Raw genomic sequence first — 26,301 nt, forward strand, 5'->3', positions numbered from 1 at the left:
TCTCACCTTCAGTAATTTACTAGGACGTCCTAGTATCTATACGGTCAGCGATCCTGACCTGTCTGGGAAGGCCCTCATGAGCGATCTGCACCGCCCCGTGCACCCTGTCCGCCTGGTTACGGCTTCGGCGCTGTTCGACGGGCACGATGCGTCGATCAACATCATGCGGCGGATCTTCCAGTCGCAGGGGGCCGAGGTGATCCACCTCGGACACAACCGGTCCGTGCGCGAGGTCGTGGACGCGGTGCTCGAGGAGGACGCACACGGCGTCGCGGTCTCCTCCTACCAGGGCGGACATGTGGAGTACTTCGAGTACTTGGCCGAGTCGCTGCGCGAGCGGGGAGCGGGGCACGTCCGCGTGGTGGGCGGCGGAGGCGGCGTCATCGTGCCCGAGGAGATCGCCCGGCTGCGCGAGAGCGGAGTGACCATCTTCTCTCCCGAGGACGGCCAGCGGCTGGGCCTCGCCGGGATGGTCAACTCGGTGATCCGGGACTGCGACTTCGACCTCTGGGACGGCGGGCCGGCCGACGCCGCCGCCGTACTCGCCGGCGGCCGGTTCGCGATCGCCCGCGCCATCACCGGCGCCGAACTCGGCAAACTGCCCCCGGATCTTCTGGGACGGCTGCGCGCCGCCGCCGCGGAGCAGGGCACGCCGGTGCTCGGCATCACCGGCACCGGCGGCTCGGGGAAGTCGTCGCTCACCGACGAACTGGTGCGCCGCTTCCGTCTCGACCAGCAGGGTGAGCTACGCATCGCGGTCATCGCGGTCGACCCGACCCGCCGCCGTGGCGGCGGTGCGCTGCTCGGTGACCGGATCCGGATGAACTCCCTGGACGGCCACCGGGTCTTCTTCCGGAGCCTCGCCACGCGCGGCAGCCGCGAGCTGCCCGAGCATCTGTCCGACGTGATCGACGTGGTCAAGGCCGCCGGGTTCGACCTGGTGATCGTGGAGACGCCGGGCATCGGCCAGGGGGACGCGGCGATCGTGCCGTTCGTCGACACCTCGATGTACGTGATGACGCCGGAGTTCGGCGCAGCCTCGCAGCTGGAGAAGATCGACATGCTCGACTTCGCCGATGTGGTGGCGATCAACAAGTTCGAACGGCGCGGCGCCAAGGACGCACTGCGTGACGTGGGCCGCCAACTGGTCCGCAACCGCGAGGCGTTCGGCAAACGGCCCGAGGACATGCCGGTGTTGGGCACCTCGGCGGCCACGTTCAACGACGACGGTGTCACCGCGCTCTACCAGCACCTGAGGACCACCCTGGCCGGGCAGGGCCTGCCGCTGTCCGAGGGCGCGCTGCCGCCGGTCGACGTACGCCACTCCTCCGGCATCCGGCAGGTGGTGCCCGCGGACCGGGTGCGCTACCTCGCCGAGATCACCGAGACGGTCCGCGGGTACCACGCGGAGACCGAGCGGCTGGCCGAGGCGGCCCGCCGGGCGCAGCGCCTGGACGCGGTCAGGGGCGAGCTCGTCGAGGCGGGCTCCGACGCCGGAAACGTCCAGTCGCTGCTCGACGACGCCCGCCGGCAGCTCCCGCGCGACATCACGGAGCAGATCGGGAACTGGCCCGCCGTCGTGGCCGCCTACTCCGGCGACGAGCAGGTGGTGAAGGTCCGCGACAGGGAGATCCGCACCACGCTGACCCGCGAGTCCCTGTCGGGCAACAAGGTCCCCCGCGTCGCCCTGCCCAGATTCACCGACCACGGGGAGCTGGTGCGGTTCTGGCGCCGGGAGAACCTGCCCGGCTACTTCCCCTTCACGGCCGGGGTGTTCCCGTTCAAGCGCGACGGGGAGGACCCGGCGCGGATGTTCGCCGGCGAGGGCGATCCCTTCCGCACCAACCGGCGCTTCAAGCTGCTCTCCGAGGGCCAGCCGGCCACCCGGCTGTCCACCGCCTTCGACTCGGTCACCCTCTACGGCCGCGACCCCGGCGAACGCCCCGACATCTACGGGAAGGTCGGCACCTCCGGAGTGTCGGTGGCCACGCTGGAGGACATGCGGGCCCTCTACGACGGCTTCGACCTGGTCGCGCCGACGACCTCGGTCTCCATGACGATCAACGGACCCGCGCCGACCATCCTGGCGTTCTTCCTGAACACCGCGATCGACCAGCAGGTCGACATGTTCCGTGCGGCGGAGGGCCGCGACCCGTCACCCGAGGAAGCCGCTCGCTTGCGCGCACACGCGCTGGCGAGCGTGCGCGGCACGGTGCAGGCCGACATCCTCAAGGAGGACCAGGGCCAGAACACCTGCCTGTTCTCCACCGAGTTCTCCCTGCGGATGATGGCCGACATCCAGGAGTGGTTCATCGCGCACAAGGTCCGCAACTTCTACTCGGTGTCCATCTCGGGCTACCACATTGCCGAAGCCGGGGCGAACCCCATCAGCCAGCTGGCCTTCACCCTGGCCAACGGCTTCACCTATGTCGAGGCCTACCTGGCGCGCGGCATGCACATCGACGACTTCGCCCCGAACCTGTCCTTCTTCTTCTCCAACGGCATGGACCCCGAATACTCCGTGCTCGGCCGGGTCGCCCGCCGCATCTGGGCGGTGGCGATGCGGGACCGCTACGGGGCGAACGAGCGCAGCCAGAAGCTGAAGTACCACGTCCAGACCTCGGGCCGCTCCCTGCACGCCCAGGAGATGGACTTCAACGACATCCGCACCACCCTTCAGGCGCTCATCGCCATCTACGACAACTGCAACAGCCTGCACACCAACGCCTACGACGAGGCGGTGACCACCCCCACCGAGGAGTCGGTCCGCCGGGCCCTGGCCATCCAGCTGATCATCAACCGGGAGTGGGGCCTCGCGATGAACGAGAACCCCCTCCAGGGGTCGTTCATCATCGATGAGCTCACCGACCTGGTCGAGGCGGCGGTGCTCGCCGAGTTCGAGCGGATCAGCGAGCGCGGCGGTGTGCTCGGCGCCATGGAGACCGGCTACCAGCGCGGCCGTATCCAGGACGAGTCGATGCTGTACGAGCAGCGCAAACACGACGGGACACTGCCGATCATCGGGGTCAACACCTTCCGCAGCCCGCACGCGGACACCGCGGAGCCCGGCGCCATCGAGCTGGCGCGCGCCACCGAGAAGGAGAAGGAGTCCCAGCTGGAGCGCGTGCGGGACTTCCAGGCCCGCCACCGCGACCAGGCGCAGGCCGCCCTGGCCGCCCTCAAGGACGCGGCGGTGGGCGGCCACAACGTCTTCGCCGTCCTCATGGACGCCGCCCGGGTCTGCTCGCTCGAGCAGATCACCGAGGCGTTCTTCGAGGTCGGCGGCCAGTACCGGCGCAACGTCTGACCGAGAGGTTTACTTCTCTTCGTCGTCCAGGAGAGCGAGCAGCGGCCCCTGCTCGCTCTCGGGGACGTACCCGGCGTAGTAGTCGTAGAGCTTGCGCCGCGAGATGCGCGCCGCCGCCACGCCGTCCCGGGCGCGGATCGCCTCCAGCACCTCCTGGTGGTGCTGGAGCGACTCCCGCATGAGCGCCTTGCGGTTGTGCGCCTGGGCGACCTTGTCCGAGATCAGCGAGAGCACGGCGCCCCGGACCACCTGGTTGCACACCTCGATGAGGGAGTTGCGGCTGGCGACGGCCACGGCCTCATGGAATGCGACGTCAGCTTTGCTGAACTCGTCGTACCCCGTCTCGATCGCGTCCGCCATGACGGCGATCGTCCGCTCCATGGCGGACAGTTCCTCCTCGGACCGCAGCCGGGCCGCGAGCATGCTTGCCGACCCGTCGAGGATCATGCGGAACGAGATCAGCTCGGCCATCGACACATTGTCGAACTGGACGAGCCGGGTCATCTCCTTGGTCAGGCCCGCCGAGGAGAACGGCAGGATCTCCGGGCCGTTCGGGTCGCCCGGGCGCGAGCGGATGAGGCCGTTGCTCTCCAGTACGCGCAGGGCCTCCCGCACGGTGGGCCGGCTCGCCCCGAACTGGGTCACCAGCTCCCGCTCGCTCGGCAGCCGCTGACCGGGCTTCAGATCACCGCGCGTGATCGCCTGCTCGATCTGCTCGACGATGCGCTGGTAGAGCCGTACCGGCGAGACCTGCTGGAACTGTGCCCCGTCACTCACGGCTTCTCCCCTTCGAGCGCTGTCGTTGTTCCCCCGGTCGTCTCCCCGGTCGTCTCCCCGGCCGTCTCTCCGGTGGTCGCCCCGGGGACGCCGTCCGGCCAGTGCGGGACCGCCTCGGCAGGCCGGTTCCGTTCGTACCACGCGGCCGCCCTCAGAACACCGAGATCGTCGAAACGGGGGCCCGCGATCTGCACTCCGATGGGCCGGCGGTCCGCCGTAAAGCCGCAGTTCACGGTCGCCGCGGGCTGGCCCGACATGTTGTACGGCGCGGTGAAGCCGATGTGGGACATCGTCTTCGCGTCCTCCAGGAACGGCATCGGCTGCTCGGCGGGGAACGCCGCCACCGGAGCCACCGGCGAGAGCACCAGATCGTACGGGAGCGTCGCCGCCACGGTCCGCTCCTGGATGCGCATGATCTGCTGGTAGCACTGGAGGACCCGCGTGCCCGGCACATCCGCGCCCCCCTGGCACCATCGGATGATGCTGGGGTGGACACGCAGCTTGGCCTCGGCCGCCAGTTCGCGGAAGTCGTTCCAGGACCGCACCCGCCAGAACAGATCCAGGTCGTCCAGGAGATCCTGGCTCATGAACGGGTCCACCGGCTCCACGACGGCGCCCGCCGCCTCGAAGACCGCGGCGGCACGGTTCACTGCGGTCAGGATCTCGGCGTCGCAGGGCTCTCCGCAGCCCGCGTCCAACTGCACCCCCACCCGAAGTCCGCGCACCTCGCCGGCCGGTGCCGACCAGTCGATGTCCTGCGGCGGAAGGCTCGACCAGTCCCGCGGATCCGGTCGGCTCAGGACGCTCATGAACAGGGCCGCGTCCGCCACGGTGCGCGTCATGGGGCCGGCGGCGCGCCCCAGGTACGGGGCGTCCAGCGGGATCCTCCCGTAGCTGGGCTTGAGCGTGGCGAGGCCCAGCCAGGTGCCCGGCAGCCGGATCGACCCGCCGATGTCGGTGCCGACGTGGAGTGGGCCGTAGCCTCCGGCGGCCGCGGCCCCCGCGCCGGAGCTGGAGCCGCCCGTGGTCCAGGCGGGGTCCCAGGGGCTGCGGGTGATGGCGTGCCGGCTGGAGACTCCCGAGGAGAGCATGCCCCAGTCCGGCATCACGGTCGACCCGAGGATCACCCCACCGGACTCGACGACCCGCGCGGTGATGGGCGCGTCCGCCTCGGGGACGACCGGCTCGGTCCCCGCGTTGCCGGAGGGCATGGGGACGCCCCTGCGGGCGACGTTCTCCTTGAGCGTCACGGGCACGCCGTCGATGGGGCCGAGCGGTTCCCCAGCCGCCCATCGCGCCTCGCTGGCCAGGGCCGCCTTGCGGGACTCGTCCGGATCCCGCACCCAGAACGCGTTGAGCACGCTCTCGCGCGCCACGATCACCGACTGGACGGCGTCGTGGACCTCGACCGGCGACAGCGTGCGGTCGGCGAAGCGGGCCATCATCTCGACGGCCGGCATGGCGGCCAGGCCCTGTTCCGTGAGCACTCGCACTCTCCTCCTCCCCCAGCTACCGCTGGGCGGGCGCCCCTCGCGATACCTGGGGCATTCGAACCCTTGACAAGTACAGCCTCAGTCGTCACGGTACCTGGCAAGTCAGCTTACTGGTCAGGCCAGTCAGAGGGGAAGGTGCGTTGATGGTGCGGGACACCAACGTCGTGCGGCTCGCCGTCATACCTGGTGACGGAATCGGCCCTGAGGTCGTCGCGGCCACCGTGCCCGTGCTCCAGGCCGCGCTGGAGGCCGACGGCCACCGGCTCGACGTGACCTCGTTCGACTGGGGAGGCGAGCGGTTCCTGCGACAGGGGGCGGCGATGCCGGCCGATGCGGCCGACCTCGTCAAGAAGACGGACGCCGTGTTGTTCGGCGCCGTCGGACGTCCCGACGTGCCGGATCACGAACTGGTCTGGGGCCTGATCATCGGCCTGCGGCAGCAGCTCGACCTCGCCGTGAACATCCGCCCGGTGCGCGCGTTCCCCGGTGTGCCCACCAAGGTGCGCGACACCGACGGCGTGGACCTGGTCATCGTTCGCGAGAACACCGAGGGCGAGTACGTCGGCGCCGGCGGGGTGGCGCACGCCGGCAGCGGACACGATCTCGGCATCGAGGTCGCGGTGCACTCCCGCCGTGTCATCGAGCGGGCGGCGCACCATGCCTTCGCCCTCGCCGCCCGGCGGTCGGGGCGGCTGTGCCTGGTGACCAAGTCCAACGCGATGCGCTACGGCTATCCGCTGTGGGACCGGGTGGTGCGCGAGGTCGGCGAGCAGTATCCGGCGGTCCAGTTGGAAACCGTGCTGGTCGACGCCATGGCCGCGCGTATGATCCAGGCTCCGCGGTCGCTCGATGTCCTGCTCGCCGGCAACCTGTTCGGCGACATCCTGTCCGACCTCGCCGCGGTGCTCGCCGGCGGTATGGGCATGGCGCCCAGCGCCAACATCCTTCCGGGCGGCGACGTGCCGGGGGTCTACGAGCCGGTCCACGGCTCCGCACCCGACATCGCCGGGAGGGGTGTGGCGAATCCGGTGGCGTGCATGCTCTCCGGAGCGCTGCTGCTCGACGACCTCGGACACACCAGCGCGGCTCGCCGCATCCGTGACGCGGTGACGGGCACCTTGCGAGATGCCCGGCACCACACGGCGGACCTCGGCGGAAACGCCACCACGGCGGATGTGTCATCCGCTGTCCTGCACACCATGGAAAGCCAGGGGTAGCACTTATGAGAGACCACAAGCAGCTGACGCGACACACCGGGGTGGTCGCGGCCACGCTCGCGTCCCTACTGCTGGCAGCCTGCTCGGCCGGGTCCACGGCGGACGGAGGTGGCAGCGGCAAGTCCGGGAAGACCGACGACGCCCTGAAGATCGGCCTCAACGCCGAGCCGGCCAACCTCGACATCACCAAGACCGCGGGTGCCGCCATTCCCCAGGCACTGCTCTACAACGTCTACGAGAACCTGGTGAAGGTGGACCAGTCCGGGAGGATCCAGCCCCAACTGGCCAAGTCCTGGAGCCTGTCCAAGGACCGCAAGACGTACACGTTCCAGTTGGTGAAGGACGCCAAGTTCAGCAGTGGCGCACCGTTCACCGCCGAGGACGCGAAGTTCTCCATCGAACACGTCAAGTCCGACTGGACGATCGCGCAGAAGGCCCAGATGGACGTCGTCGACACGGTGCAGGCGGTGTCACCGACCGAACTCAAGGTCACCCTGAAAGAGCCGAGCAACGACTGGCTGTACCGGATGACCACCCGCGTCGGCGTGATGTTCAGCCGGACCGGCGTGAGCAAGCTGGCCACCGAGCCGGTGGGCACCGGCCCGTACGTGGTGAAGAAGTGGAACCGCGGCGACTCGATCACGCTGGCCCGTCGTGATGGCTACTGGGGGAGCGAACCGCACTTCGCGTCGGTCACCCTCAAGTACTTCAAGGACCCGACGGCCATGAACAACGCGCTGCTCACGGGCACCATCAACGTGATCGGCACGATGCAGACCCCGGACTCTCTGGACCGGTTCGCGAACAACTCGAACTACAAGGTCATCGAGGGCACCACCAACGGCGAGGTGCTCCTCTCCCTCAACAACGGCTCGGGCCCGCTGAAGAACCTGAAGGCCCGCCAGGCCGTCCGCTACGCCATCGACCACAAGGCCCTGCTGGACACCTGCTGGGCAGGGCGCGGCAAGCTCATCGGCAGCATGGTCCCGCCGACCGACCCGTGGTACCAGGACCTCACCGACCAGTATCCGTACGACCGCGACAAGGCCAAGACGCTCCTCAAGGAGTCCGGCGAAGCCGGCCGTACGCTGCGGCTGCGGATTCCGACGCTGCCCTATGCCACCGCATGCGGCACCGTGGTCAAGAGCCAGCTCGAACAGGCCGGGTTCAAGGTCAAGCTCGATCAGCTGGAGTTCCCCGCCGCCTGGCTGAGCACCGTGTTCAAGAACGCCGACTACGACATGTCCATCATCGGACATCTGGAACCCCGCGACATGCAGACGGTGTTCGGGGACAAGAGCTACTACACCCACTACGACAACCCTGAGTTCCGTGCGTTGCTGAAGAAGGCGGACCAGGGCACCCAGGCGGAGCAGATCACCGCCATGCGGGAGGCCGCCCGGCTGCTGTCCAAGGACGCCGCGGCCGACTGGCTGTTCCTGCTGCCGAACCTGATGGTGGCGGACAAGGAGATCACCGGCCTGCCCGTGGACAATGTCTCCGAGTCCCTGGATCTCACCGGCCTGGGCCGGTCGTGAAAGGCGGACTCAACCGATGATCGTCCGTCTGGTGCAGCGGGTCGGCATCCTCCTGGCCAGCCTTGTCGTGAGCTCCGTCTTGGTGTTCGCGTTCATGGCGGTGCTGCCAGGGGATCCGGCCCGCGTCGCCCTCGGTGTCAGCGCTTCGGACACGGCGGTGGCGCAACTGCGCGAGCAGTTCGGGCTCGACCGGCCGCTCGTGGTCCAGTACTTCAGCTGGGTCAAGGGACTGGTGACCTTCGACCCGGGGAACTCCTACATCTCACAGACGGCGATCGGCCCGCAGATCGCCGACCGCCTCCAGGTCACCCTGTGGCTCGTCGGCGCCGGGATGGCGTTCGCCTGCCTCCTGGCGATCCCCATGGGCACGCTCATGGCGGTGCGGCACCGCAAGCCGTCCGGGCTCATTCTCTCGGCCCTGTCCCAGGTCGGCGTGGCCGTCCCGGCCTTCCTTGCGGGCATCCTCCTGATCACCGTGTTCGCGGTGCGGCTCAGGTGGCTGCCGGCGAACGGCTGGACACCCCCGGCGCAGGATCCGGTCATGTTCCTCAAGCAACTGGTGCTGCCCGCGCTGTCCCTCGGGCTGGTGCAGGCGGCCATGCTCACCCGCTATGTCCGCAGCGCCGTGCTCGACGTCCTCCGGGAGGACTATCTGCGCACCGCACGTGCCAAGGGACTCCGCCCGACGCAGGCGCTGCTGCGGCACGGCCTGCGGAACGCGGCGGTGCCCGTGGTCACCGTCCTGGCGTTGCATCTCGCCACGCTGCTCGTGGGCGCCGTCGTCATCGAACGGGTCTTCGTCATCCCCGGGCTCGGGAGCCTGCTGCTGGACAGCGTCTCCAACCGGGACCTCATCATGGTGCAGGACGTGGTCATGATCATCGCAATGGCGGTGCTGCTGGTGAACTTCCTGGTGGACATCATGTATCTGGTGATCGACCCGCGGCTCAGGGTGGGTGCGTCATGAGTGCTCCGGACACCAGGTCCGCTCCGGACATCAAGGCCGCCGCGTCCGCTGTGCCCGACATCCGCCGTCGGCGCCGCCCGGTGACGGGCAGCCTGCTGGTGGGCGGTCTCATCGTCGCCGTCGTGTTCGGCATGGCGCTGCTGTCCTTCGTGTGGACCCCGCACGACCCGACCCTGGTGAACGCCTCGGCGCGGCTGGAGAAGCCGTCGCTGGAGTACTGGTTCGGCACGGACAAATTCGGCCGCGACGTGTTCAGCCAGATCCTGGTGGGCTCGCGCACCACGCTGTTCGTCGGCTTTGTGGCGGTGGGGGTCGCCGCCCTGGTCGGTGTGCCCCTCGGCATCGCCGCCGGAATGGCGCCCCGCTGGCTCGGCGAGCTGCTGATGCGCGCCAACGACCTGCTGCTCGCCTTCCCGGCGCTCCTGCTGGCCATCATGTTCGCCGCCGTCTACGGCGCCAGCACGCTGGTCGCGATGGTCGCCATCGGCATCGCGTCCATCCCCAATTTCGCCCGGCTGATCCGCGGCGGCACGTTGCAGGTCATGAAGACCGAATACGTCACCGCGGCGCGCGCGGCGGGCCGCGGGCCGTTCGCGATCGCCGTGCGGCATGTCCTGCCCAACGTCAGCAGTCTCGTCATCGTGCAGGCGTCGGTCGGCTTCGCCATCGCCGTCCTCGCCGAAGCCGCGCTGTCCTTCCTGGGCTTCGGCACCCCGCCCCCCACCCCGTCCTGGGGGCGGATGCTCCAGGAGAGCCAGGAACTGCTGTCGCTGGCCCCCCGGCTCGCGGTGTTCCCGGGCATCGCGATCGCGGTGGCGGTGCTGGGATTCAACCTGCTCGGTGACGGCCTCCGCGACCGTTTCGACCCCAAGCTGGAGGACCGCCGATGACCGGCAACGTAGCCGGCGACGTGCTGGCCGTGCGGAACCTCGACGTAACGGTGGGCGGCCGCAAGCTCGTCGAGGATGTCGGCTTCACGATCCGGGCCGGCGAGCGGGTCGGCCTGATCGGCGAGTCGGGGTCGGGCAAGTCGCTGACCGCGCTCAGCGTCATGGGCCTGCTCCCCGAAGGGCTCCGGGCCTCGGGTTCGGTGCGGCTCGCCGGAGTCGACCACGATCTGGTCGGTGCCGACGAGGCGCGGATGTCCCGGGTGCGGGGCAAGGAGATGGCCATGGTCTTCCAGGAGCCCATGACCGCGCTGAACCCCACGATGAGGGTGGGGCGGCAGATCGCCGAGGTGCTGCTGGTCCACCGGACCAGGCCCGACCGGGCGTCCGCCCGGGCCGCCGCCGTGGAACTGCTCGCCCAGGTGGGGCTCCCCGACCCCGCGGCCGCCGCGCAGGCCTACCCGCACCAGTTCTCCGGGGGCCAGCGGCAGCGGGTGGTCCTGGCCATCGCCCTCGCGAACGACCCCGCACTCCTGGTCTGCGACGAACCCACCACCGCGCTCGACGTCACGGTGCAGGCGCGGGTGCTCGACCTGATCGTGCGAGGCGTCCAGGACCGCAGGTCGGCCATGCTGTTCATCACCCACGACCTGGCCGTGGTGGCCACCGCCTGCGAGCGGGTCATGGTCATGTACGGCGGGCGGCTGGTCGAGTCCGGCCCGGTCCAGGAGGTGTTCACCCGCCCTCGGCATCGCTACACCCAGGGCCTGATCGGCGCGTCGGACCTGACCGTGGTCGACGACCGCGGCCGACTGGCCACCATCCCCGGATCGGTGCCGCCGGCCGGCCACTTCCCCGCCGGATGCGTCTTCAGAAACAGATGCGCCCACGCGACCGAGGCGTGCGCCACCAGGCCGGAATGGATCCCGACCGGGCCGGACTCCGGCTACGCATGCTTCCACCCGGCGGAGAGCCGGGCATCCGGGAGCCGCGCACCCGCGAAGGGCACACCGATGAACCAGGAGGCCGGCCGTGGCTGAGCAGCCGACCGCCATCAGCGTCCGCGACGTCACACGCGTCTACCACCGTCCTCGTACCTCGCTGCGCCACCCCAGCCCGCCGGTGCACGCCCTGCGCGGCGTCAGCTTCGACGTCCCCCAGGGACAGCGGTTCGGCATCGTGGGCGAGTCGGGGTGTGGCAAGTCGACCCTGCTGCGGATTCTGGCCGGGCTCGACCGCCCCACCAGCGGTGGCGTCGCGATCGACGGCCGGGACATCACCGGGCTCAGGGAGCGACAGCTCGGGTTCGTCCGTGAGCGGCTTCAACTGGTGTTCCAGGACCCGATGAGTTCGCTGGACCCGCGTATGCGCGTCGGCGACATCGTGGCCGAGCCGCTTGTCGCACAGGGGCACCCGAACCGCCGGGAGCGGGTGGCCGAGTTGCTCGAGGCCGTCGGCCTGCGGGCCGACGCGGCGGACCGGTATCCGCACCAGTTCTCCGGCGGCCAGCGGCAGCGCATCTCGATCGCCCGTGCCCTCGCCCCCCGCCCGAAGATCATCGTGGCCGACGAGCCGGTGAGCGCCCTGGACGTGTCCGTACGGGCCCAGGTGCTCAACCTCATCGCCGACCTCGTCGAGGAGCTGTCCCTCACGCTGGTCTTCGTCTCCCACGACCTGTCCGTGGTCCGCCATGTGTGCGACCGGGTCGCGGTCATGAACGGCGGACAGATCGTGGAGTCCGGGCCCACGGAGCAGGTGTACGAGGATCCGCAACATTCCTATACGCGCAGGCTGATCGCCGCCGTTCCGACGCTGGGCAAGGCCCTGTCCGGAGTGTCGGCGGCCGACCTCAACCGGGAGTACTGACCGTGACGACCCACGTCGAACCCGCCGGTGGCGAAAGCGCCCAGGTGTTGGAGTTCCCCCAGTTCCCGACGGGGTTGCCTATCGGCGACAGCTGGGTGGCGGCACCCGCCGCCGAGGACGTCCGCTTCCCCTACGACGGGACGCTCGTCGCGCGGGCCCCGGTCGGGGACACCGACCTCGCGCGCCGCGCGGTGGACGCGGCCGTCGCGGTCCGCGAACAGGTCGGCAGGCTCCCCTCGCACACCCGCAGGGCGGCGCTGATCGCGACGCACGACGCGCTCGCCTCCCGGCGCGCGGACTTCGAGCGGCTCCTGGTCCTGGAGACCGGCAAGCCGCTGGTCGACTGCCGTGTCGAGGTGGATCGCACCCTGCTGACCCTGCTGACGGCGGCCGAGGAAGTGGCCCGGCTGCACGGCGAGACGGTGCCGCTTGACCTGCTGCCGTCGGGGGAGGGGCTGCTCGGCTTCTGGATCCGCAAGCCGATCGGCGTGGTGGCGGGCATCGCGGGCTTCAACTACCCGCTGCTGCTCGTCACGCACAAGATCGCGCCGGCGCTGGCCGCCGGCTGCCCGATCATCGCCAAGCCGGCGCCACAGACGCCGCTGGCCTCCCTGTGGCTGGTGCACCTCCTCCGTGAGGCCCTTCGCGCCGCGGGCGCGCCCCAGGCCGCGGTGCAGTTGGTGACCGGCGGCCCCGAGGTGGGCGTCGCGCTGACCACCGACCGCCGGATCGGGGCGGTGTCCTTCACCGGCTCCGCCGCCGTCGGCCACCGGATCGCCCGGGACGCGGCACCCACCAAGGTGCTGCTCGAACTCGGCTCCAACGCCGCCCTGGTGGTCGCCGCCGACGCCGACCTCGACGCCGCCGCCGACGCGGTGGTGCGCGGCGGGTACTACGCGTCGGGCCAGGCGTGCATCAGCGTGCAGCGGGTCATCGTGGTGGACGCCGTGCGCGACGAGTTCGTGGCCCGCCTGACGGAGCGGGTGGCCCAGGTGGCCGTGGGCGATCCCCGCGATCCGGCGACGAGGGTCTCGGCACTCATCGACGAGCGGTCGACCGAACGGGTCCGCGCGTGGCTGGAGGAGGCGGTGGCGGCGGGGGCGTCGCTCGTGGCCGGAGGCAGGGTCACCGACGGGGTGATCGAGCCCACCGTGCTGCTCGATGTGGACCGTGGCCTGCCCGTCTGGGACGAGGAAGTCTTCGGCCCCGTGGTGGCGGTGCGCTCCGTCCCCGATCTGGACACGGCGTTCGACCTGGTCAACGACTCGCGCTACGGACTGCACGCGAGCGTCTACACCAGCGCCCTCGATACGGCGTTCGCCGCTCTCGACCGCCTGGAGGTGGGTGGAGTGGTGGTGAACGAGGTGCCCGGCTTCCGCTCCGACGTCATGCCGTACGGCGGCGTGAAGGACTCCGGCGCCGGACGGGAGGGCCCCAGGTTCGCCATCGAAGAGCTCACCGTGACCCGTATGGCAGTGATCCGTCCGACGACAACGAAACCGTGAGGACCATGCAAGCAGAGGACCGCACCGATGCGGTGGACGCGTACTCCCGCCTGTTCAGGCTCGACGGCCGCAAGGCCGTCGTGGTGGGCGGGGGCAGCGGAATAGGCCGCGAGAGCGCCCTGGCGCTCGCCGCGCACGGCGCCGAGGTGGTCTGCGCCGACCGTGATCTGACGGCGGCCACGGAGTCGGCGTCGATGGGGCCGGGCCTCGTCCCGTACGCCCTGGACGTGCTCGACGGCGAGGCGGTCGCGCGCGCCGCCGAGGAGCTGGGCCCCGTCGACGTGCTCGTCTTCACCGCCGCGACGAACGTGCGCAAGCGCCTGCTCGACTACACGGCGGAGGAGTTCGAGCGGGTCGTGGCGCTCAATCTGCGCGCGTCCTTCGACCTGGTGCGGGCGTTCGGCCGTGGCATGGCCGAACGCGGCAGGGGCAGCATCATCGGCTTCAGCTCGATCCGCGCGGTGGCCGTCGAGCCGGGGCAGGGGGTGTACGCGGCCACGAAGGCGGGCCTCGTCCAGCTGGCGCGGACCGCGGCGGCCGAACTGGGCCCGTCCGGTGTGCGGGTGAACACCATCGCCCCGGGCATCGTGGACACTCCGCTGACCACGCAGATCAAGGCCGTGCCTGAGTGGTCGGAGGCCTACGCGACCAAGAGCGCCCTGGGCCGCTGGTCCCGGCCCGACGAGCTGGCCGGCGCGGTCGTCTACCTCGCGTCGGACGCGTCGTCCTTCGTCACGGGGAGCCAGCTGTTCGTGGACGGAGGCTGGACGGCGATCGACGGACGCTACACGCCGCCCAACTGACCGGACGACCAAATGGGAGCGACGCGGGCCCCGAAGGGCTCCGCGTCGCTCCCAGTCGCATGGCGGAGGGCGTCAGTCGATCCGCTCGAAGGGCTCCGTGCCCTCTTCGTCCGGCGCGACCGTGAAGACGACCTTCTCGAACGCTCCGGTGAACGCGAACTCGCCGTCGTAGTTGGGCGAGGAGGGCGACAGGGTGTCCCGGCCGACGTCGAGGCCCTGCCACCCCAGGAAGTGCGGCAGGACCCGCGGAATGGCCTCGGAGCCGACCGGCCGGCCCGACACATACAGGTGTCCGGTGCCCCGCATGTCACCGGTCTTGACGAACTCGAAGGTCAGCTCCGCCGGGCCGACCGGGAGCTCCTCCGCCGAGGTCACCGCGTACCGGGTGCCGAGGAAGTTGTACTCGTAGACCAGCCGGTTGTCCTTGACGTACAGGACGTATCCGCTGCTGATACTGCCCAGGGACACCAGCACACCCTCGTCCGACGCGGTGGCGCGGTCGACGTACGCGGTGATGCGGTGTCCGCGGTTCATCACGGGTGGCACCGCGGCGATGGGCAGATGAGCCATGCCGGGGTAGTAGGTGAAGGTGGTGCGCCTGCGCGGGGAGCCGGGACGCGGAATCTTCGCCCGGTAGGCGAATCCGTTGTCGTCCAGCGGCAGCACGTCGTATCTTCCCGCCTCCACCCAGAAGCGGGAGATCATCTTCTGTAGCTGCTCGGGCCGCGCCTGCGCCAGGTCGTTGCACTCCGAGAAGTCGCTGTCGTGGTGGTAGAGCTCCCACTGGTCCGCGTCGAACGATGTGCCGCGTTCGTGGTAGGCGACGGCCTTCCAGCCGTCGTGCCAGATCGCGCGGTGTCCGAACATCTCGAAGTACTGGGCCTCTTTGCGCGTCGGCGCGGTCGGCGAGCCGAAGGTGTAGGCCATGCTGACACCGTGGATCGGCAGTTGCGGGATGCCGTTGTACACCGAGGGCGCCTGGAGACCGAGCAGTTCGAAGAGGGTCGGGGCGATGTCGGACACATGGTGGAACTGCTGCCTGATCTCACCGGTGCGCGGCAGCCCCCGGGGCCACCGCACGATGAGCGGGCAGCGGACACCGCCTTCGTGGGTGTTCTGCTTGTAGCGCTTGAACGGCGTGTTTCCCGCCTGTGCCCAGCCCCAGGGGTAGTTGGCATGAGCGCGGGTGGTGCCGATGTCATCGATCCGCGCGACCATCTCGTCGAGGTCCTCGGGGATCCTGTTCTGGAACGCCGTGGGGTTGAGCGAACCCTTCTGCCCGCCTTCCTGGCTGGCCCCGTTGTCCGAGAGCAGGATGGTGATGGTGTTCTCCATCTGACCTATCCGCTCCAGGAACTCCATGAGCCGGCCGATCTGGTGGTCGGTGTGGTCGAGCATCGCCGCGTAGGCCTCCTGGAGGCGTACGGACAGCTTCTTCTCGTCGTCCGACAGCTCGTCGAAGGGCACGACCCCGGGGTTGCGCGGCGCCAGATCGGTGCCGGGTGGCAGGATGCCCCGTTCGATCTGGCGGGCGTGCCGGGTGGCGCGCTCGGCGTCCCAGCCATGGTCGAACCGGCCCCGGTACTTGTCCAGGTACTCCTGGGGGGCCTGGTGCGGGGCGTGCGCCGCGCCGAACGCCAGATACAGGAAGAAGGGCTTCTCGGGAGTGACGGACGTCTGGTCCCGGACGAACTCGATCGCCCGGTCGGCCAGGTCCTCGCTGAGGTGATAGCCCTCTTCCGGGCTCTTCGGCGGATCCACGGCGTGGTTGTCGTGGAACAGCTCCGGATAGAAGCTGTCCGTCTCGGCTTCCAGGAATCCGTAGTAGCGCTCGAACCCGCGGGACAGCGGCCACTGAGTGTACGGCCCGGACGCGGTGGTCTGCTCCATCGGCGCCAGATGCCACTTGCCCACGGCCATGGTGTTGAAGCCGCTGTCGCGCAGCACCTCGGGCAGTATCGCGGCGGCCTTGGTGATCCGTCCGCGACCGCTGGGGAAGCCGGTGTCGAAGTTGGACAGCATGCGCATGCCGACGGAGTGGTGGTTCCGGCCGGTCAGCAGGGAGGCTCGGGTCGGCGAACACAGCGTGGTGGTGTGGAAGTTCGCGTAGCGAAGGCCGTCGGTGGCAAGGGCGTCCATGGCCGGGGTGTCGATGTCCGAGCCGAAGCAGCCGAGGTCGGAGAAGCCGACGTCGTCGAGCACGATGACCACGACATTGGGCGTGTCCGCGGGGAGCGTCTGCTGATCGGGCCACCAAGGAGTCGACTCCTCGTAGGTGGTGCCGATCCTGCCTTGGAAGGTGCCGCTCTCGGACGGCGGATACGGAGAGGCGGTGGTCATCCAGGAAGCTCCTTTGACCAAGGAAGGCTCAGGTTAACTGGTCTTACCAGTAGTCCGAGCGTAAGTTTCACCCGCTCCTGTAGTGGTGTCAACCATCCGGCGGTTCGCCTACCGGCCCGCCCGGGGCAGGTCCGCCGCGCAGCGGAACCCCATGTGCCCGGTGCTGCTGTCAGGTGTGTTGGAGGTGCGCGCGGCCACGCGGTAGCGGTTGCAGTACGACTCATGGCACAGATAGGAGCCGCCGCGGATCACCTTCGCCTCCCCGCTGAGCGGTCCGGCCGGGTCCCGGCGGGTCTCCGGGCGCTCGGCGGCGTGCCATGTGGTGCTCCACCAGTCGGAGCACCACTCCCACACGTTGCCCGAGGTGTTGTACAGGCCCAGGTTGTTGGGCCGGTAGGTCTTGACCGGCGCGGTGCCCAGATATCCGTCCTCGCCCGTGTTGACCCGCGGGAACCGCCCCTGCCAGATGTTGCAGCGGTGCTGCCCCCGGGGCAGCAGCTCGTCCCCCCAGGGGAAGCGGGCCCGTTCCAGACCGCCACGCGCCGCCATCTCCCACTCCGCCTCCGTGGGCAGGCGCTTGCCCGCCCATGCCGCGTAGGTGGACGCGTCGCGCCAGGACACATGGACGACAGGGTGGTTCGAAAGATCGGTCCATGACGACCCCGGCCCGTAGGGGGCCTGCCAGCACGCCCCCTCGACCGCGAGCCACCAGGGCGCCTGCTGCACCGTGTCGCGCACCAGGTGCCGGGCACCGGGGTGGACGAGCGCGTAGAACACGAAGGACCAGCCGTGGCGCTCGGCATCGGTCCGGTAGCCGCTGTCGCGCACGAACGCCGCGAACTGCCTGTTGGTGACGGCGGTCGCGTCGATGAGGAACGGCGACAGCCGCACCGCCCGAACCGGGCCCTCACCGTCCTCGGGAAACGCGTCGGCGTCATCGCCCCCCATCAGATACGTCCCTCCGGGGATGCGCAGCATGGCGCGCAGCCCCTGTGCCCGGTCCCGCTCCGAGGCCTGGGGCCGAACGGCGGGGGGCTCGGGGTTCTTCCGGTCGCCCCCTGGCGTGGGGGCGCAACACGCGCCTGACATCGCTCCTCCGACCGCGGCTGGTGTTTTTCACGCGACTGACCACACCATCGACCTCAGGGCACGGGAGTTCCCCGCTGCCAGGAGGCGATGACGATCAGCGTCTTCGTCTGGAGCACACCGACGCCCTTACGACGCAGACGATTGACCACCTTCTGAAGGTCGTCGACGTTGTCGACATGCAACCGGACCAATGCGTCCACGTCGCCGGTGAGCGTCAACACCTCGTCGACCTCCGGCAGCGTCGACGCGAACTCCACGATGTCGTGGATGTCCGTGTCGCCGGTGAAGCGCAGCTCGGTGACCGCCTGAAGGCCCTGACCGAGCTTGGCCTGATCCGTCGTGATCGTGTAGCCGGTGATGACACCCGACTCCTCGAGGCGCGCGATGCGCCGACGGACCGGCGCCGGTGTGAGCTGCACCAGGCGCGCGATATCGCGAACGGTGCGCCGCCCGTCGGCTCGCAACAACTCCAGGATCTGTAGATCGACCGAGTCGAGATGTACGGGTGCCGACATGCCACAAGTGTAAGCAGCACTTACCGCAACGCCCACTCCCGACCTGGACGGACTGCTCGATCGGAGCGTGCCGCGCATCGCTGTGCGCACCCTTGTTGTGAACGGATCCGGCCCTTGGAACCGTGTCCCGCATGTCAGCCGCGAAACCACCACTGCTGCGACTCGATGTCGCCGCCATGCCCTTGACGGTCGCCCGGGTCGCCTCGATCCTGGCCCATCGCCAGTTCGACGTGGTCACCATGGATGTCGCCGCGCCCGTCGACGGGCTGCGGACGATCACCATCGAAGTGGACACGGCGGACGACATCAGGTTGCAGCAGCTCGTCCAGTTCCTGAACCGGTCACCCGACGTCGTCAGGGTCGTGCGCCTCGCCGACGCCGCTTCGATCCGTCAGGGAAAGGTGAGGGTCTGAGCCAGCAACGTCACGAGGACGAGCACCGTGGGAAACAGCGCGAGGAACATGGCGAAGGTGTAGCCCATGATGTCGCGCGCCTTCAGGCCGAGGATCGCGAGGGTGGGCAGCATCCAGAACGGCTGGAGCAGATTGGCGCTGGCCTCGCCGAGGTCGTACACCACGACCATCCAGCCCTGGTTCACGTGCAGCTCGTTGGCCGCCCCGAGGACGTAGGGCGCCTCGACCACCCACTTGCCACCGCCGCTGGGCACGAACACGCCGAGCACACAGCTGTAGACACCGATGAGGGCCGGGTAGAAGTACTCGTTCGACACCGACACCAGCCAGTCCGCGATGGTCTGGTGCAGCCCGGTGAAGGCGATCATCCCGAAGATGCCGCCGTACAGGGGGAATTGCAGCAACACGCCCGAGGCGGCCGGTGCTCCCTCCCTGAAGGCGCGGGCGAGGTGGACGGGCCGCCAGTGCAGGATGAGGGCCAGCAGGATGAGGATCAGGTTGACGGTGTTGAGATCGAGCGCGTTGAGCGGATTGCCCTTGGCCTGGGCGAAGTGGCGGACGAGATACCAGACACCCAGAACGAAGAGCGCGATGGTGAGGGTCGGACTGAACTCGACCCACTCGCCGGGGCGGCTGCGCCGGGAGTCCGGGCTCTTGGTGCGGAGCGCGGGCCCGAGATCGATGCCGAGCCGCTCCGCGGTCATCGCCCGCTCCGGCGACGGGGCCAGGAACCACGCCATGGTGACCGCCACCACGAAGACGATCACCGTGGCCACGATGCCCTGCCAGAGGAAGATGGTGTCGGTCAGGGGAATGACCCCGCTGCCCCGCCCCTCGGCGATGATCTTCTGCACGGCGGCCGGGCTGGAGGTCGCGCTGGCCACCTGGAGCGCGGCCGATCCCGACAAACCCTGGGCCCATACGGTGCCCAGGCCGAGGAAGGCCATGGCTCCGATGGCGCGGTAGTCGACTCCGGACAGCCGGCGGGCGATCTCCTTGGCGAGGATGGCCGTGAAGACGAGGCTGAAGGCCCAGTTCACATAGGAGGTGGCCATGGCGACGGCGGCGGTGAACGTGATGGCGCCGCGCGGGGTTCGGGGCACGGCGGCGAGCCGGGCGATGAGGCGGGCCATCGGCGGCGAGACCGCGACCGCGTAGCCCGCGATGACGATGATCGCCATCTGGAGCGTGAACTCTATGAGCGACCAGAACCCTTTGCCCCAGGCGTCCACGAGGCCGAAGCCGCTGGTCGCTTCCGGGTCGCTCGGCTTGCCGAGCAGGCTCTCCCCTGAGACGAGCCCCAGGGCGAAGACCACGAAGGTGCCGATCAGGACGAAGCCGAGAGCGTCCGGCAGCCACTTCTCGGAGAAACGGGTGAACCGCAAGGCCAGCCGGGCAAGCCAGGTCTCCTTGCCGCTCACCTCCGCTTCCGACGTCTTGAGGGGGTTCGCGGCCATACGGATCTCCCGTTCGTTCGAATTCGCCCTCGCGGGGCGGGGTGCGCGCGCAAGATCCTGATGGGGGGCGGTTGAACACGGCAATGGGGAATCCGCACACGGGTTGCCGCCGCACCATGTGGGACATGCCCATGGGAGAACATCCACGGCCCCGGTACCGCCGTCCCGCAAACGCATCGGCGAGGACCTGGCGCCTGGCCAGGTCCTCGCCGATGGTGGTGAGCGGCCGCCGGGCCGCGCGCACTCGCCCCCGGAATCAGCTGCCGGGTGTGAGCTCGAGGGTGTCGAGCACCCCGTACACCCCGAGGAAGAGGATCGCCGCGCTGCTCAGGACGAGGGCGGCGGTCAGCCAGGGGTTGGCGCGGAACCGCGGCGGGACGCCGGTGTAGCGCAGGCGCCAGACCGCGACCACGACCGCCAGCAGGAAGATGCCACCGCCGATGCCGCCGATCTGCACCATCAGGACGGGGGACTGGACCCACAGGAAGATGCACATCCACACCGGGGGCAGGCAGCAGGTGAGGATGCGGATGGTGCGCGTGCGCACGCGCATGTCCTTCCAGTTGATCACTCCGAGCAGACCGAGGGTGTTGGTCCACAGCCGGGGGACGCTGGCCGACGAGGCGACGGTGACCGAGAAGAGGACGGCGATCGCACCGGCCAGGAACAGGTACTCGGCCCAGGGGCCGAGCGTGTCGGTGTAGATGTGCGAGAGCGTGGTGATCATGCCGTTGCCCTCGGGCACCAGGCCCTGTGGATGGAGCACCGAGGCGCCGATGACGTAGAAGGACAGGGTGCAGACCGTGCAGATGATCCAGGAGACGCCCACGTCGAGCCGCATGACCTTGAGCCAGCCCTCGGCCCGCCGGGCGCGCTCCTCGGTGCCGTCGTCGGGGCCGGTCCAGCGGGCGTAGCCCTTCTCCATGCACCAGTAGGTGTACGTCGTCATCTCGTCGGCGCCGACGCCGGTGATGCCGAACATGGCGAGTGCGATGCCGATCGTGCCCGCGGGGATCTGGAAGCTCAGCCCGTCGGCGAACTGCTCGGTGCCGTACCCGAAGGCGGTGAACGGCAGGGCGAGCGCCAGGCCGACGGTGATGACGGTCTTGAGCGTGATGCCGATGACCTCGACCCGCTCGACGACGTGGTACTTGCCCGTCTGGAGGATGAGGATGGCGGCGCCGGTGACGATGAGGGCCCAGATGGTCAGGGACGAGGTGCTCAGCGCCGCCCCGTGGATCGGCAGCAGGATCGAACAGGCCGCCGCGGTGCCGCCGATGATGCCACCGCGCTGGAACATCTTGGCGAAGTCCATGCCGATCCAGAGCCAGTTGATCCAGCTCAGCCGGCCGATCCGGGGGCCGACGTCACGGAAGCCGTCGAGCGCGGGGCGGCCGTTGAGGATCGTCCAGCGGGCCAGCTCCATCTGCACCCACACCTTGACCGCCGTCGAGACGATCACCAGCCACAGCAGCGCGAACCCGGCCTTCGCGCCGAGCGAGGTGGTGGTGATCAGCTCACCGGAGCCGACGACGGCGGCGGACAGCACGAGACCGGGGCCGAGCTCGCGCACTCGGCCGCGGAAGGTCACGGGGGCCGGGCGGGCGTCCTCGGCGCGCAGCGCGTACGGATCGATCTGCGCGGGTGGCGGCGGCGTCGCCGTGGCGCCGTCGGTCGTGGTGGCCATATCAGGTCCTTAGGGCTTCCGGCGTCGTCGCCGGTATCCGGAACGGGGACAGGGGTCGGTGGCGGGGGTGTGTGGGGTGGTGTCTCAGCGCGCCTGGTGATGCGGCTCCTTGCCCGCCAGCACGCGGACGACGTCCTCGGCCACCATCGCGCCCATGGCCTGGTTGGCCTCGGGCGTGCAGGCGGCCATGTGGGAGGTGAGGAGGGTGCGCGGGGCCTCGCGCAGCGGGTGGCCGGCGGGCAGCGGCTCGGTGCTGAACGCGTCGAGGGCCGCGGCCCCGAGGTGCCCGGAGCCGAGCAGCTCGGCGAGCGCGCGTTCGTCGACGAGGCCGCCGCGCGCGGCGTTGACCAGGATCGCGCCCGGCTTCATCGCCGCCAGGCGGGCGCGGTCGAGCAGCGGGGCGCCGGACGGATCGGGCGGGGTGTGCAGGCTGACGGCGTCGGCGCGCGCCAACAGCGCGTCGAGCGCGGCCGGTTCGGCGCCGTGCGCACGGACGTCGGCGTCGGAGACGTACGGGTCGTGGGCGAGCAGCTCCATCCCGAAGGCGCGGGCGTAGCCGGCCAGCAGCCGGCCGATGCGGCCGAAGCCCACGATCCCCAGCGTCCTGTCGTGCAGTTCGGGGCCGAACAGCTTCGGCCAGCCGCCCGCCGCCACCGCGGTGTGCGAGGCGGTGAGGGAGCGGGTCGCGGACAGCAGCAGGCCGAAGGTGTACTCCGCCACCGCGCGCGAGTTGCTGCCCGGCGCGCACACCACCGGTATCGCGCGGGCGTGGGCGGCGGCCACGTCGATGGTGTCGACGCCGACGCCGTGCTTGGCGATCACCTTGAGGCCGGGCGCGGCGTCCATCACCTCGGCGGTGATCGGGTCCATGCCGACGATCAACGCGTCCGCTCCGGCCGCGTACTCGAGGAGTTCGGCGGTGGGCAGCGCCACGTCCTCGTAGGGGCGCAGGGGACCCGCCCCGGCGTCCTCCAGGATCTGCCAGGGGCGCGCCGAGTGCCGGGCGAAGGTGGGCGTCGTGATGAGCGTGGTCGGCATCAGCGGGCCCCGCCCCGCGCCGCCTCCAGGTGGGACGTCGCGACCTGCTGAAGGTGCACGACGTCGGCCGAGACCGTCGCGAACGTGAAGCCCTCGGCGAGGCGGCGGGCGGCGCTCGCGCCGTCGGCGTTGTGGATGCCGGCCGCGATGCCCGCCGCCTCGGCCGCCTTGCGGATGCGGGCGAGGGCCTGCTCGAACTCATCCTGCACGGCAGGGTCGGTGGAGGTCGCGCCGCCGATGGCCAGGCGCAGGTCGGACGGGCCGACGTAGATGCCGTCCAGGCCGGGGGTCGCGCAGATCTCCTCGACGTTGGCCAGGCCGTCGGCCGTCTCGATCATCGCGAGGACGGCGGTCTGCTCGTGCGTGTCGGCCGGGTTCGGGCCGATGCGCAGCTGGGCCCGCATCGGGCCGTACGAGCGGCGGCCCAGCGGCGGATAGCGGACGGCGGCGACGGCGTCGGCGGCGTCCTGGGCGTTGTCGATCAGCGGGACGATCACGGCGGTGGCGCCCGCGTCGAGCGCCTTGCCGATGTAGGTGAGGTCATTGGCCTCCACCCGCACCATGCCGACGGCGGTGCTGCCCTTGGTGTCGGTGGCGAGGAGGTTGTTCAGCATGCCCTGGTAGCCGAAGAGGCCGTGCTGGGCGTCGAAGGCCAGATAGTCGTAGCCGATGCGGGCGAGGCGCTCGGCGGCGATCGGCGAGTCGAGCAGCGACCAGTAGCCGATGAGCTGCTCGCGGTTGCGCAGTGCGGCGGTGAACTCGGCGGACGTGCGGCCGGTGGCCATGTTTGTCTCCGTTGTGGGATAGCGATGGGGGTGGGCGGTGAGATCAGCGGTTGTAGGCGGGCATCGGGCCGCGCAGGCGGGCGCCGACCTCGTCGCAGGCGGCCAGGACGTCCGCGGGCAGCGGGCCCGCGGCCGCGGCGGCGATGTTGGCCTTCAGGTGCTCGACCTTGGAGCCGCCGAGCAGCAGCGCGTCGGTGGAGGGCCGCGACAGCAGCCAGCGCAGCGCCAGGTCGGTCAGCGGCAGGCCCGCGTCGGCGGCGATGCGGGTGAGGTCGGCTACGGCGCGGAACAGATCCTCGTTCCAGTAGCGGTCGCGGTACATCGCGGCCAGCTTGGAGTCCCCGAAACGCCCGCCCGCCGGGGCCTGTTCGAAGCTGTGGCGGCCGGTGAGCAGGCCGCCGCCGAGCGGGTTGTAGACCATCGTGCGCAGCCCGGTGACGGCGGCGAACTCGGTGTACTCCTCCTCGACGCGGCGCGCGAGGAGATTGTGCAGCTGCTGGGCGACGACCGGGCGGGGCGCGCCGACCTCGTCGGCCACGCGGTTCAGCTCGGCGATCTGCCAGGCGGCGAAGTTGGAGACGCCGAGGGCGAGAACCTTGCCCGCCTGTACGAACTCGGCGACGGCCGCCAGGGTTTCGGCGAGCGGTGTCGCGCGGTCCGGCTGGTGCAGATAGAAGAGGTCGACGTGGTCGGTGCCCAGGCGCTCGAGGCTCCCGTCGAGCGCCGCGCGCAGGCCCTCGGGGGAGAGCGGCGCGTGCTCGCCCTGGTCGGGGTGCGGGATGCCGGCCTTGGTGGCGAGCACGACCCGGTCGCGGCGGCCGGGCAGCAACTCGGCGAGGATGCGCTCGCTCTCGCCGCCCGCGTACCCGTTGGCGGTGTCCACGCCGGTGATGCCCGCGTCGAGCGCGGCGTCGACCATCGCGGCGGCCGTCGCGCGGTCGGCGGTGTCGCCGAACGTCATCGTGCCGAGGACGAGACGGGACAGCGGGACGGGGACGTGCGGGAGTTCAAGGCCGGCGGTCACGGCGGGTTCCTTCCGGGGCGGGTCGTGCGGGTGGTGCGGTTTTGTGCTCATGCGCGCTCTGATGCGTGATGTGCGCATCGCGGAGGGGGCCGTACGGCTGCGCGGCCTCGACCGGTCGCCGTGGTGGTCTCCGGCGGCTGCGCTGCGCTACGGCCTTGCTCGGCGCGATGTGCTGTGTAAGCCGGTACGCGTCGCGTCCACGAGGGCGACGCGGTCCGCGGGTGACGGCCGTCGGCGCCACGGGAACGCTCGCACGGCTGCGTAATTCGCGCAAGGGGCCTCGCGCGCTTCACGCAACTTGTGTCATGATCCTTACCGGGTTGCCCCCTGCCGGCACGCCCAAGGAGGTTCGACCCGTGGCTTCCCCGCCCCCACGTCCATCCGTCTCGCCGCCCGTACCGCCGTACGTCGTCGCGCTCGCGGACGACCTGTCCGGCACGGCGGAGACCGCCTGCGCGCTCGGCGGTCCCATCCGACTGTCGCTCAGCGCCGTTGATGTGGCCGGGACCGCCGCCGCGCACGATCTCGTCGTGGACCTGGACACCCGCCACCTGCCGGTCGCCGACGCGGAAGAGGCCGTGCGGACGGCGCTGCGCGCGGCGCGGTCCGGTCCGCCCCGACTGCTCTACAAGAAGGTCGACTCACAGCTGCGCGGCCATCTCGCCGCGGAGGCCGCCGCCTACGCCGAGGGCGCCGAGGCCGTCGTCATCGCCCCCGCGCTGCCCGTGGCCCGGCGCACCGTGACCGGCGGCGTGGTGCATGTGAACGGCGTTCCGCTGCACCGTACGGACGGCTGGCGCGCGGAACGCGCGTCCGCGCCCCGCTCGCTGCCCGAGGCGCTGTCCGGTCTGCCGGTCCATACCGTCCCCCTCGACGTCGTACGGTCCGAACCCGCCGCGCTGGACGCGGAGTTCCGGCGGATCGCCGCATCCGGTGCGCACCCCGCTCCGGACGCCGAGACTGACGCGGACCTGGACGCGGTGGCCGCGGCGGCGCTGCGGCTCGGCCCCGGATTCCGGCTCCTGGGCAGCGGTGGCCTGGCGGCCGCGCTCGGGCGCGCGCTGCCGCGTCCCGCTGCCGCCGCACCCCCGCCCGCTCCCACCCGGGACGGCACTCCGTTGCTCTTCGTCGTGGGGACCGCCGAGCCCGGCGCGGTCGCGCAGATCGCGCGGCTCACCGCGGTCGGCGCGCACCATGTGCCGCTGGACCCGGCCGACCTGGCGGCGGGCACGGTCCGTCTGCCGAGTCATGGCGCCGCGCCCGCCCTGACCGTGTTGTCCATCGACGGTTCGTCGGGCCCGCGCCCCGGCGCGGGGCGGGCCCTCAGCACCGCCCTCGGCGCGCTCGCCGCCGCGTACCCGGGCCGCCCCGACCTCGTCATGACCGGCGGCGAGACCGCACGCACCACCCTGGACGCCCTGGGCATACGGGAGTTGGAGCCGCTCGGCCAGATCCACCACGGCGCCGTCCACTCCCGCACCCCCGACGGCCGCCACGTCGTCACCCGCCCCGGCAGCTACGGCGCCGAGGACTCGCTGCTGCGCATCGCCGTCGCGCTACGGCCCCGACTGGCCGCCTCCTGACCCCGCCCCC

General features: G+C 70.5%; 21 protein-coding genes. 11 read left to right on the forward strand and 10 right to left on the reverse strand.

Translation table 11 applies throughout. The annotated features are described in order from the left end of the window. The first annotated feature begins 76 nt into the window (after positions 1–76). Positions 77–3,307, forward strand: coding sequence for a fused isobutyryl-CoA mutase/GTPase IcmF (gene icmF, locus ABTY62_RS00990; RefSeq protein ID WP_352127188.1), 3,231 nt, complete (start codon positions 77–79; stop codon positions 3,305–3,307). 9 nt (positions 3,308–3,316) lie between these two features. On the opposite strand, the gene ABTY62_RS00995 is transcribed toward icmF, so the two are convergent. Further along, complete coding sequence (locus tag ABTY62_RS00995; RefSeq protein ID WP_352127189.1) at positions 3,317–4,084, reverse strand: FadR/GntR family transcriptional regulator; 768 nt, start codon at positions 4,082–4,084, stop codon at positions 3,317–3,319. Then, positions 4,081–5,571, reverse strand: a complete 1,491-nt coding sequence (locus ABTY62_RS01000) for an amidase (protein ID WP_352127190.1) — start codon at positions 5,569–5,571, stop codon at positions 4,081–4,083. Before ABTY62_RS01000 ends, ABTY62_RS00995 begins: the two co-directional genes overlap by 4 nt. A gap of 149 nt (positions 5,572–5,720) precedes the next feature. On the opposite strand from ABTY62_RS01000, the gene ABTY62_RS01005 reads away from it, so the two are divergent. From ABTY62_RS01005 to ABTY62_RS01040, 8 genes are read left to right on the forward strand one after another with little or no spacing between them, the layout of a single operon-like run. Next, entirely contained in the window at positions 5,721–6,794 is a 1,074-nt protein-coding gene (locus ABTY62_RS01005; RefSeq protein ID WP_352127191.1) for an isocitrate/isopropylmalate dehydrogenase family protein, read from the forward strand. Positions 6,795–6,799: 5 nt separating this feature from the next. After that, positions 6,800–8,332, forward strand: coding sequence for an ABC transporter substrate-binding protein (locus ABTY62_RS01010; RefSeq protein ID WP_352127193.1), 1,533 nt, complete (start codon positions 6,800–6,802; stop codon positions 8,330–8,332). Positions 8,333–8,348: 16 nt separating this feature from the next. Further along, a complete protein-coding gene (locus tag ABTY62_RS01015; RefSeq protein WP_352127194.1) occupies positions 8,349–9,299 on the forward strand; it encodes an ABC transporter permease in 951 nt (316 codons plus the stop codon). After that, positions 9,296–10,189 (forward strand): ABC transporter permease, encoded by an 894-nt coding sequence (locus ABTY62_RS01020; RefSeq protein WP_352127195.1) that lies wholly within the window; start codon positions 9,296–9,298, stop codon positions 10,187–10,189. The genes ABTY62_RS01015 and ABTY62_RS01020 overlap by 4 nt, the downstream gene beginning before the upstream one ends. Then, positions 10,186–11,226 (forward strand): ABC transporter ATP-binding protein, encoded by a 1,041-nt coding sequence (locus ABTY62_RS01025; protein ID WP_352127196.1) that lies wholly within the window; start codon positions 10,186–10,188, stop codon positions 11,224–11,226. Before ABTY62_RS01020 ends, ABTY62_RS01025 begins: the two co-directional genes overlap by 4 nt. After that, positions 11,219–12,052: an ATP-binding cassette domain-containing protein gene (locus ABTY62_RS01030; RefSeq protein ID WP_352127197.1), complete on the forward strand. Its 834-nt coding sequence runs from the start codon at positions 11,219–11,221 to the stop codon at positions 12,050–12,052. The genes ABTY62_RS01025 and ABTY62_RS01030 overlap by 8 nt, the downstream gene beginning before the upstream one ends. Positions 12,053–12,054: 2 nt before the next feature. Continuing rightward, the gene (locus ABTY62_RS01035; protein WP_352127198.1) at positions 12,055–13,557 is read left to right on the forward strand and encodes an aldehyde dehydrogenase family protein; all 1,503 of its coding nucleotides are present in this window, start codon (positions 12,055–12,057) and stop codon (positions 13,555–13,557) included. Positions 13,558–13,562: 5 nt separating this feature from the next. Continuing rightward, positions 13,563–14,360 (forward strand): SDR family NAD(P)-dependent oxidoreductase, encoded by a 798-nt coding sequence (locus ABTY62_RS01040; RefSeq protein ID WP_352127199.1) that lies wholly within the window; start codon positions 13,563–13,565, stop codon positions 14,358–14,360. A 72-nt stretch (positions 14,361–14,432) separates the two neighbouring features. On the opposite strand, the gene ABTY62_RS01045 is transcribed toward ABTY62_RS01040, so the two are convergent. From ABTY62_RS01045 to ABTY62_RS01055, 3 genes are all read right to left on the reverse strand, one after another. Continuing rightward, positions 14,433–16,700 (reverse strand): arylsulfatase, encoded by a 2,268-nt coding sequence (locus ABTY62_RS01045; protein ID WP_352127200.1) that lies wholly within the window; start codon positions 16,698–16,700, stop codon positions 14,433–14,435. Between the two features lie 108 nt (positions 16,701–16,808). Further along, a complete protein-coding gene (locus ABTY62_RS01050) occupies positions 16,809–17,789 on the reverse strand; it encodes a formylglycine-generating enzyme family protein (RefSeq protein WP_352127201.1) in 981 nt (326 codons plus the stop codon). A 53-nt stretch (positions 17,790–17,842) separates the two neighbouring features. After that, complete coding sequence (locus ABTY62_RS01055; RefSeq protein WP_352127202.1) at positions 17,843–18,304, reverse strand: Lrp/AsnC family transcriptional regulator; 462 nt, start codon at positions 18,302–18,304, stop codon at positions 17,843–17,845. Between the two features lie 131 nt (positions 18,305–18,435). Between ABTY62_RS01055 and ABTY62_RS01060 the strand changes: the two genes are divergently transcribed. After that, the gene (locus ABTY62_RS01060; RefSeq protein WP_352127203.1) at positions 18,436–18,717 is read left to right on the forward strand and encodes an ACT domain-containing protein; all 282 of its coding nucleotides are present in this window, start codon (positions 18,436–18,438) and stop codon (positions 18,715–18,717) included. Here ABTY62_RS01060 and ABTY62_RS01065 read toward each other — a convergent pair. The 5 genes from ABTY62_RS01065 to ABTY62_RS01085 all read right to left on the reverse strand — a co-directional run bounded on the left by ABTY62_RS01065 (position 18,696) and on the right by ABTY62_RS01085 (position 24,708). Continuing rightward, positions 18,696–20,174 carry a short-chain fatty acid transporter gene (locus tag ABTY62_RS01065; RefSeq protein WP_352127204.1) on the reverse strand — a complete coding sequence of 493 codons (1,479 nt, stop codon included), beginning with the start codon at positions 20,172–20,174 and terminating at the stop codon, positions 18,696–18,698. The two genes, ABTY62_RS01060 and ABTY62_RS01065, sit on opposite strands and share 22 nt — an antisense overlap. Before the next feature lie 256 nt (positions 20,175–20,430). Further along, the gene (locus ABTY62_RS01070; RefSeq protein WP_352127205.1) at positions 20,431–21,861 is read right to left on the reverse strand and encodes an Nramp family divalent metal transporter; all 1,431 of its coding nucleotides are present in this window, start codon (positions 21,859–21,861) and stop codon (positions 20,431–20,433) included. A gap of 84 nt (positions 21,862–21,945) precedes the next feature. After that, positions 21,946–22,899: a phosphoglycerate dehydrogenase gene (locus ABTY62_RS01075; protein WP_352127206.1), complete on the reverse strand. Its 954-nt coding sequence runs from the start codon at positions 22,897–22,899 to the stop codon at positions 21,946–21,948. Continuing rightward, the gene (locus ABTY62_RS01080; RefSeq protein ID WP_352127207.1) at positions 22,899–23,684 is read right to left on the reverse strand and encodes an HpcH/HpaI aldolase family protein; all 786 of its coding nucleotides are present in this window, start codon (positions 23,682–23,684) and stop codon (positions 22,899–22,901) included. The genes ABTY62_RS01075 and ABTY62_RS01080 overlap by 1 nt, the downstream gene beginning before the upstream one ends. Before the next feature lie 43 nt (positions 23,685–23,727). Further along, positions 23,728–24,708 (reverse strand): aldo/keto reductase, encoded by a 981-nt coding sequence (locus tag ABTY62_RS01085; RefSeq protein ID WP_352127208.1) that lies wholly within the window; start codon positions 24,706–24,708, stop codon positions 23,728–23,730. 356 nt (positions 24,709–25,064) lie between these two features. On the opposite strand from ABTY62_RS01085, the gene ABTY62_RS01090 reads away from it, so the two are divergent. Further along, on the forward strand, positions 25,065–26,291 hold the full coding sequence (locus tag ABTY62_RS01090) for a four-carbon acid sugar kinase family protein (RefSeq protein ID WP_352127209.1): 1,227 nt from the start codon (positions 25,065–25,067) through the stop codon (positions 26,289–26,291). Positions 26,292–26,301: the final 10 nt, after the last annotated feature.

The sequence above is a fragment of the Streptomyces sp. NPDC097640 genome (genome assembly GCF_040302705.1).
Taxonomy (GTDB): domain Bacteria; phylum Actinomycetota; class Actinomycetes; order Streptomycetales; family Streptomycetaceae; genus Streptomyces.

Excerpts from the sequence above, each read along its gene's own strand:
- icmF (WP_352127188.1), top strand. The coding sequence starts at position 77 with ATGAGCGATCTGCACCGCCCCGTGCACCCTGTCCGCCTGGTTACGGCT.
- ABTY62_RS01005 (WP_352127191.1), top strand. The coding sequence starts at position 5,721 with ATGGTGCGGGACACCAACGTCGTGCGGCTCGCCGTCATACCTGGTGAC.
- ABTY62_RS01010 (WP_352127193.1), top strand. The coding sequence starts at position 6,800 with ATGAGAGACCACAAGCAGCTGACGCGACACACCGGGGTGGTCGCGGCC.
- ABTY62_RS01015 (WP_352127194.1), top strand. The coding sequence starts at position 8,349 with ATGATCGTCCGTCTGGTGCAGCGGGTCGGCATCCTCCTGGCCAGCCTT.
- ABTY62_RS01020 (WP_352127195.1), top strand. The coding sequence starts at position 9,296 with ATGAGTGCTCCGGACACCAGGTCCGCTCCGGACATCAAGGCCGCCGCG.
- ABTY62_RS01025 (WP_352127196.1), top strand. The coding sequence starts at position 10,186 with ATGACCGGCAACGTAGCCGGCGACGTGCTGGCCGTGCGGAACCTCGAC.
- ABTY62_RS01040 (WP_352127199.1), top strand. The coding sequence starts at position 13,563 with ATGCAAGCAGAGGACCGCACCGATGCGGTGGACGCGTACTCCCGCCTG.
- ABTY62_RS01045 (WP_352127200.1), bottom strand. The coding sequence starts at position 16,700 with ATGACCACCGCCTCTCCGTATCCGCCGTCCGAGAGCGGCACCTTCCAA.
- ABTY62_RS01050 (WP_352127201.1), bottom strand. The coding sequence starts at position 17,789 with ATGTCAGGCGCGTGTTGCGCCCCCACGCCAGGGGGCGACCGGAAGAAC.
- ABTY62_RS01055 (WP_352127202.1), bottom strand. The coding sequence starts at position 18,304 with ATGTCGGCACCCGTACATCTCGACTCGGTCGATCTACAGATCCTGGAG.
- ABTY62_RS01060 (WP_352127203.1), top strand. The coding sequence starts at position 18,436 with ATGTCAGCCGCGAAACCACCACTGCTGCGACTCGATGTCGCCGCCATG.
- ABTY62_RS01065 (WP_352127204.1), bottom strand. The coding sequence starts at position 20,174 with ATGGCCGCGAACCCCCTCAAGACGTCGGAAGCGGAGGTGAGCGGCAAG.
- ABTY62_RS01070 (WP_352127205.1), bottom strand. The coding sequence starts at position 21,861 with ATGGCCACCACGACCGACGGCGCCACGGCGACGCCGCCGCCACCCGCG.
- ABTY62_RS01075 (WP_352127206.1), bottom strand. The coding sequence starts at position 22,899 with ATGCCGACCACGCTCATCACGACGCCCACCTTCGCCCGGCACTCGGCG.
- ABTY62_RS01080 (WP_352127207.1), bottom strand. The coding sequence starts at position 23,684 with ATGGCCACCGGCCGCACGTCCGCCGAGTTCACCGCCGCACTGCGCAAC.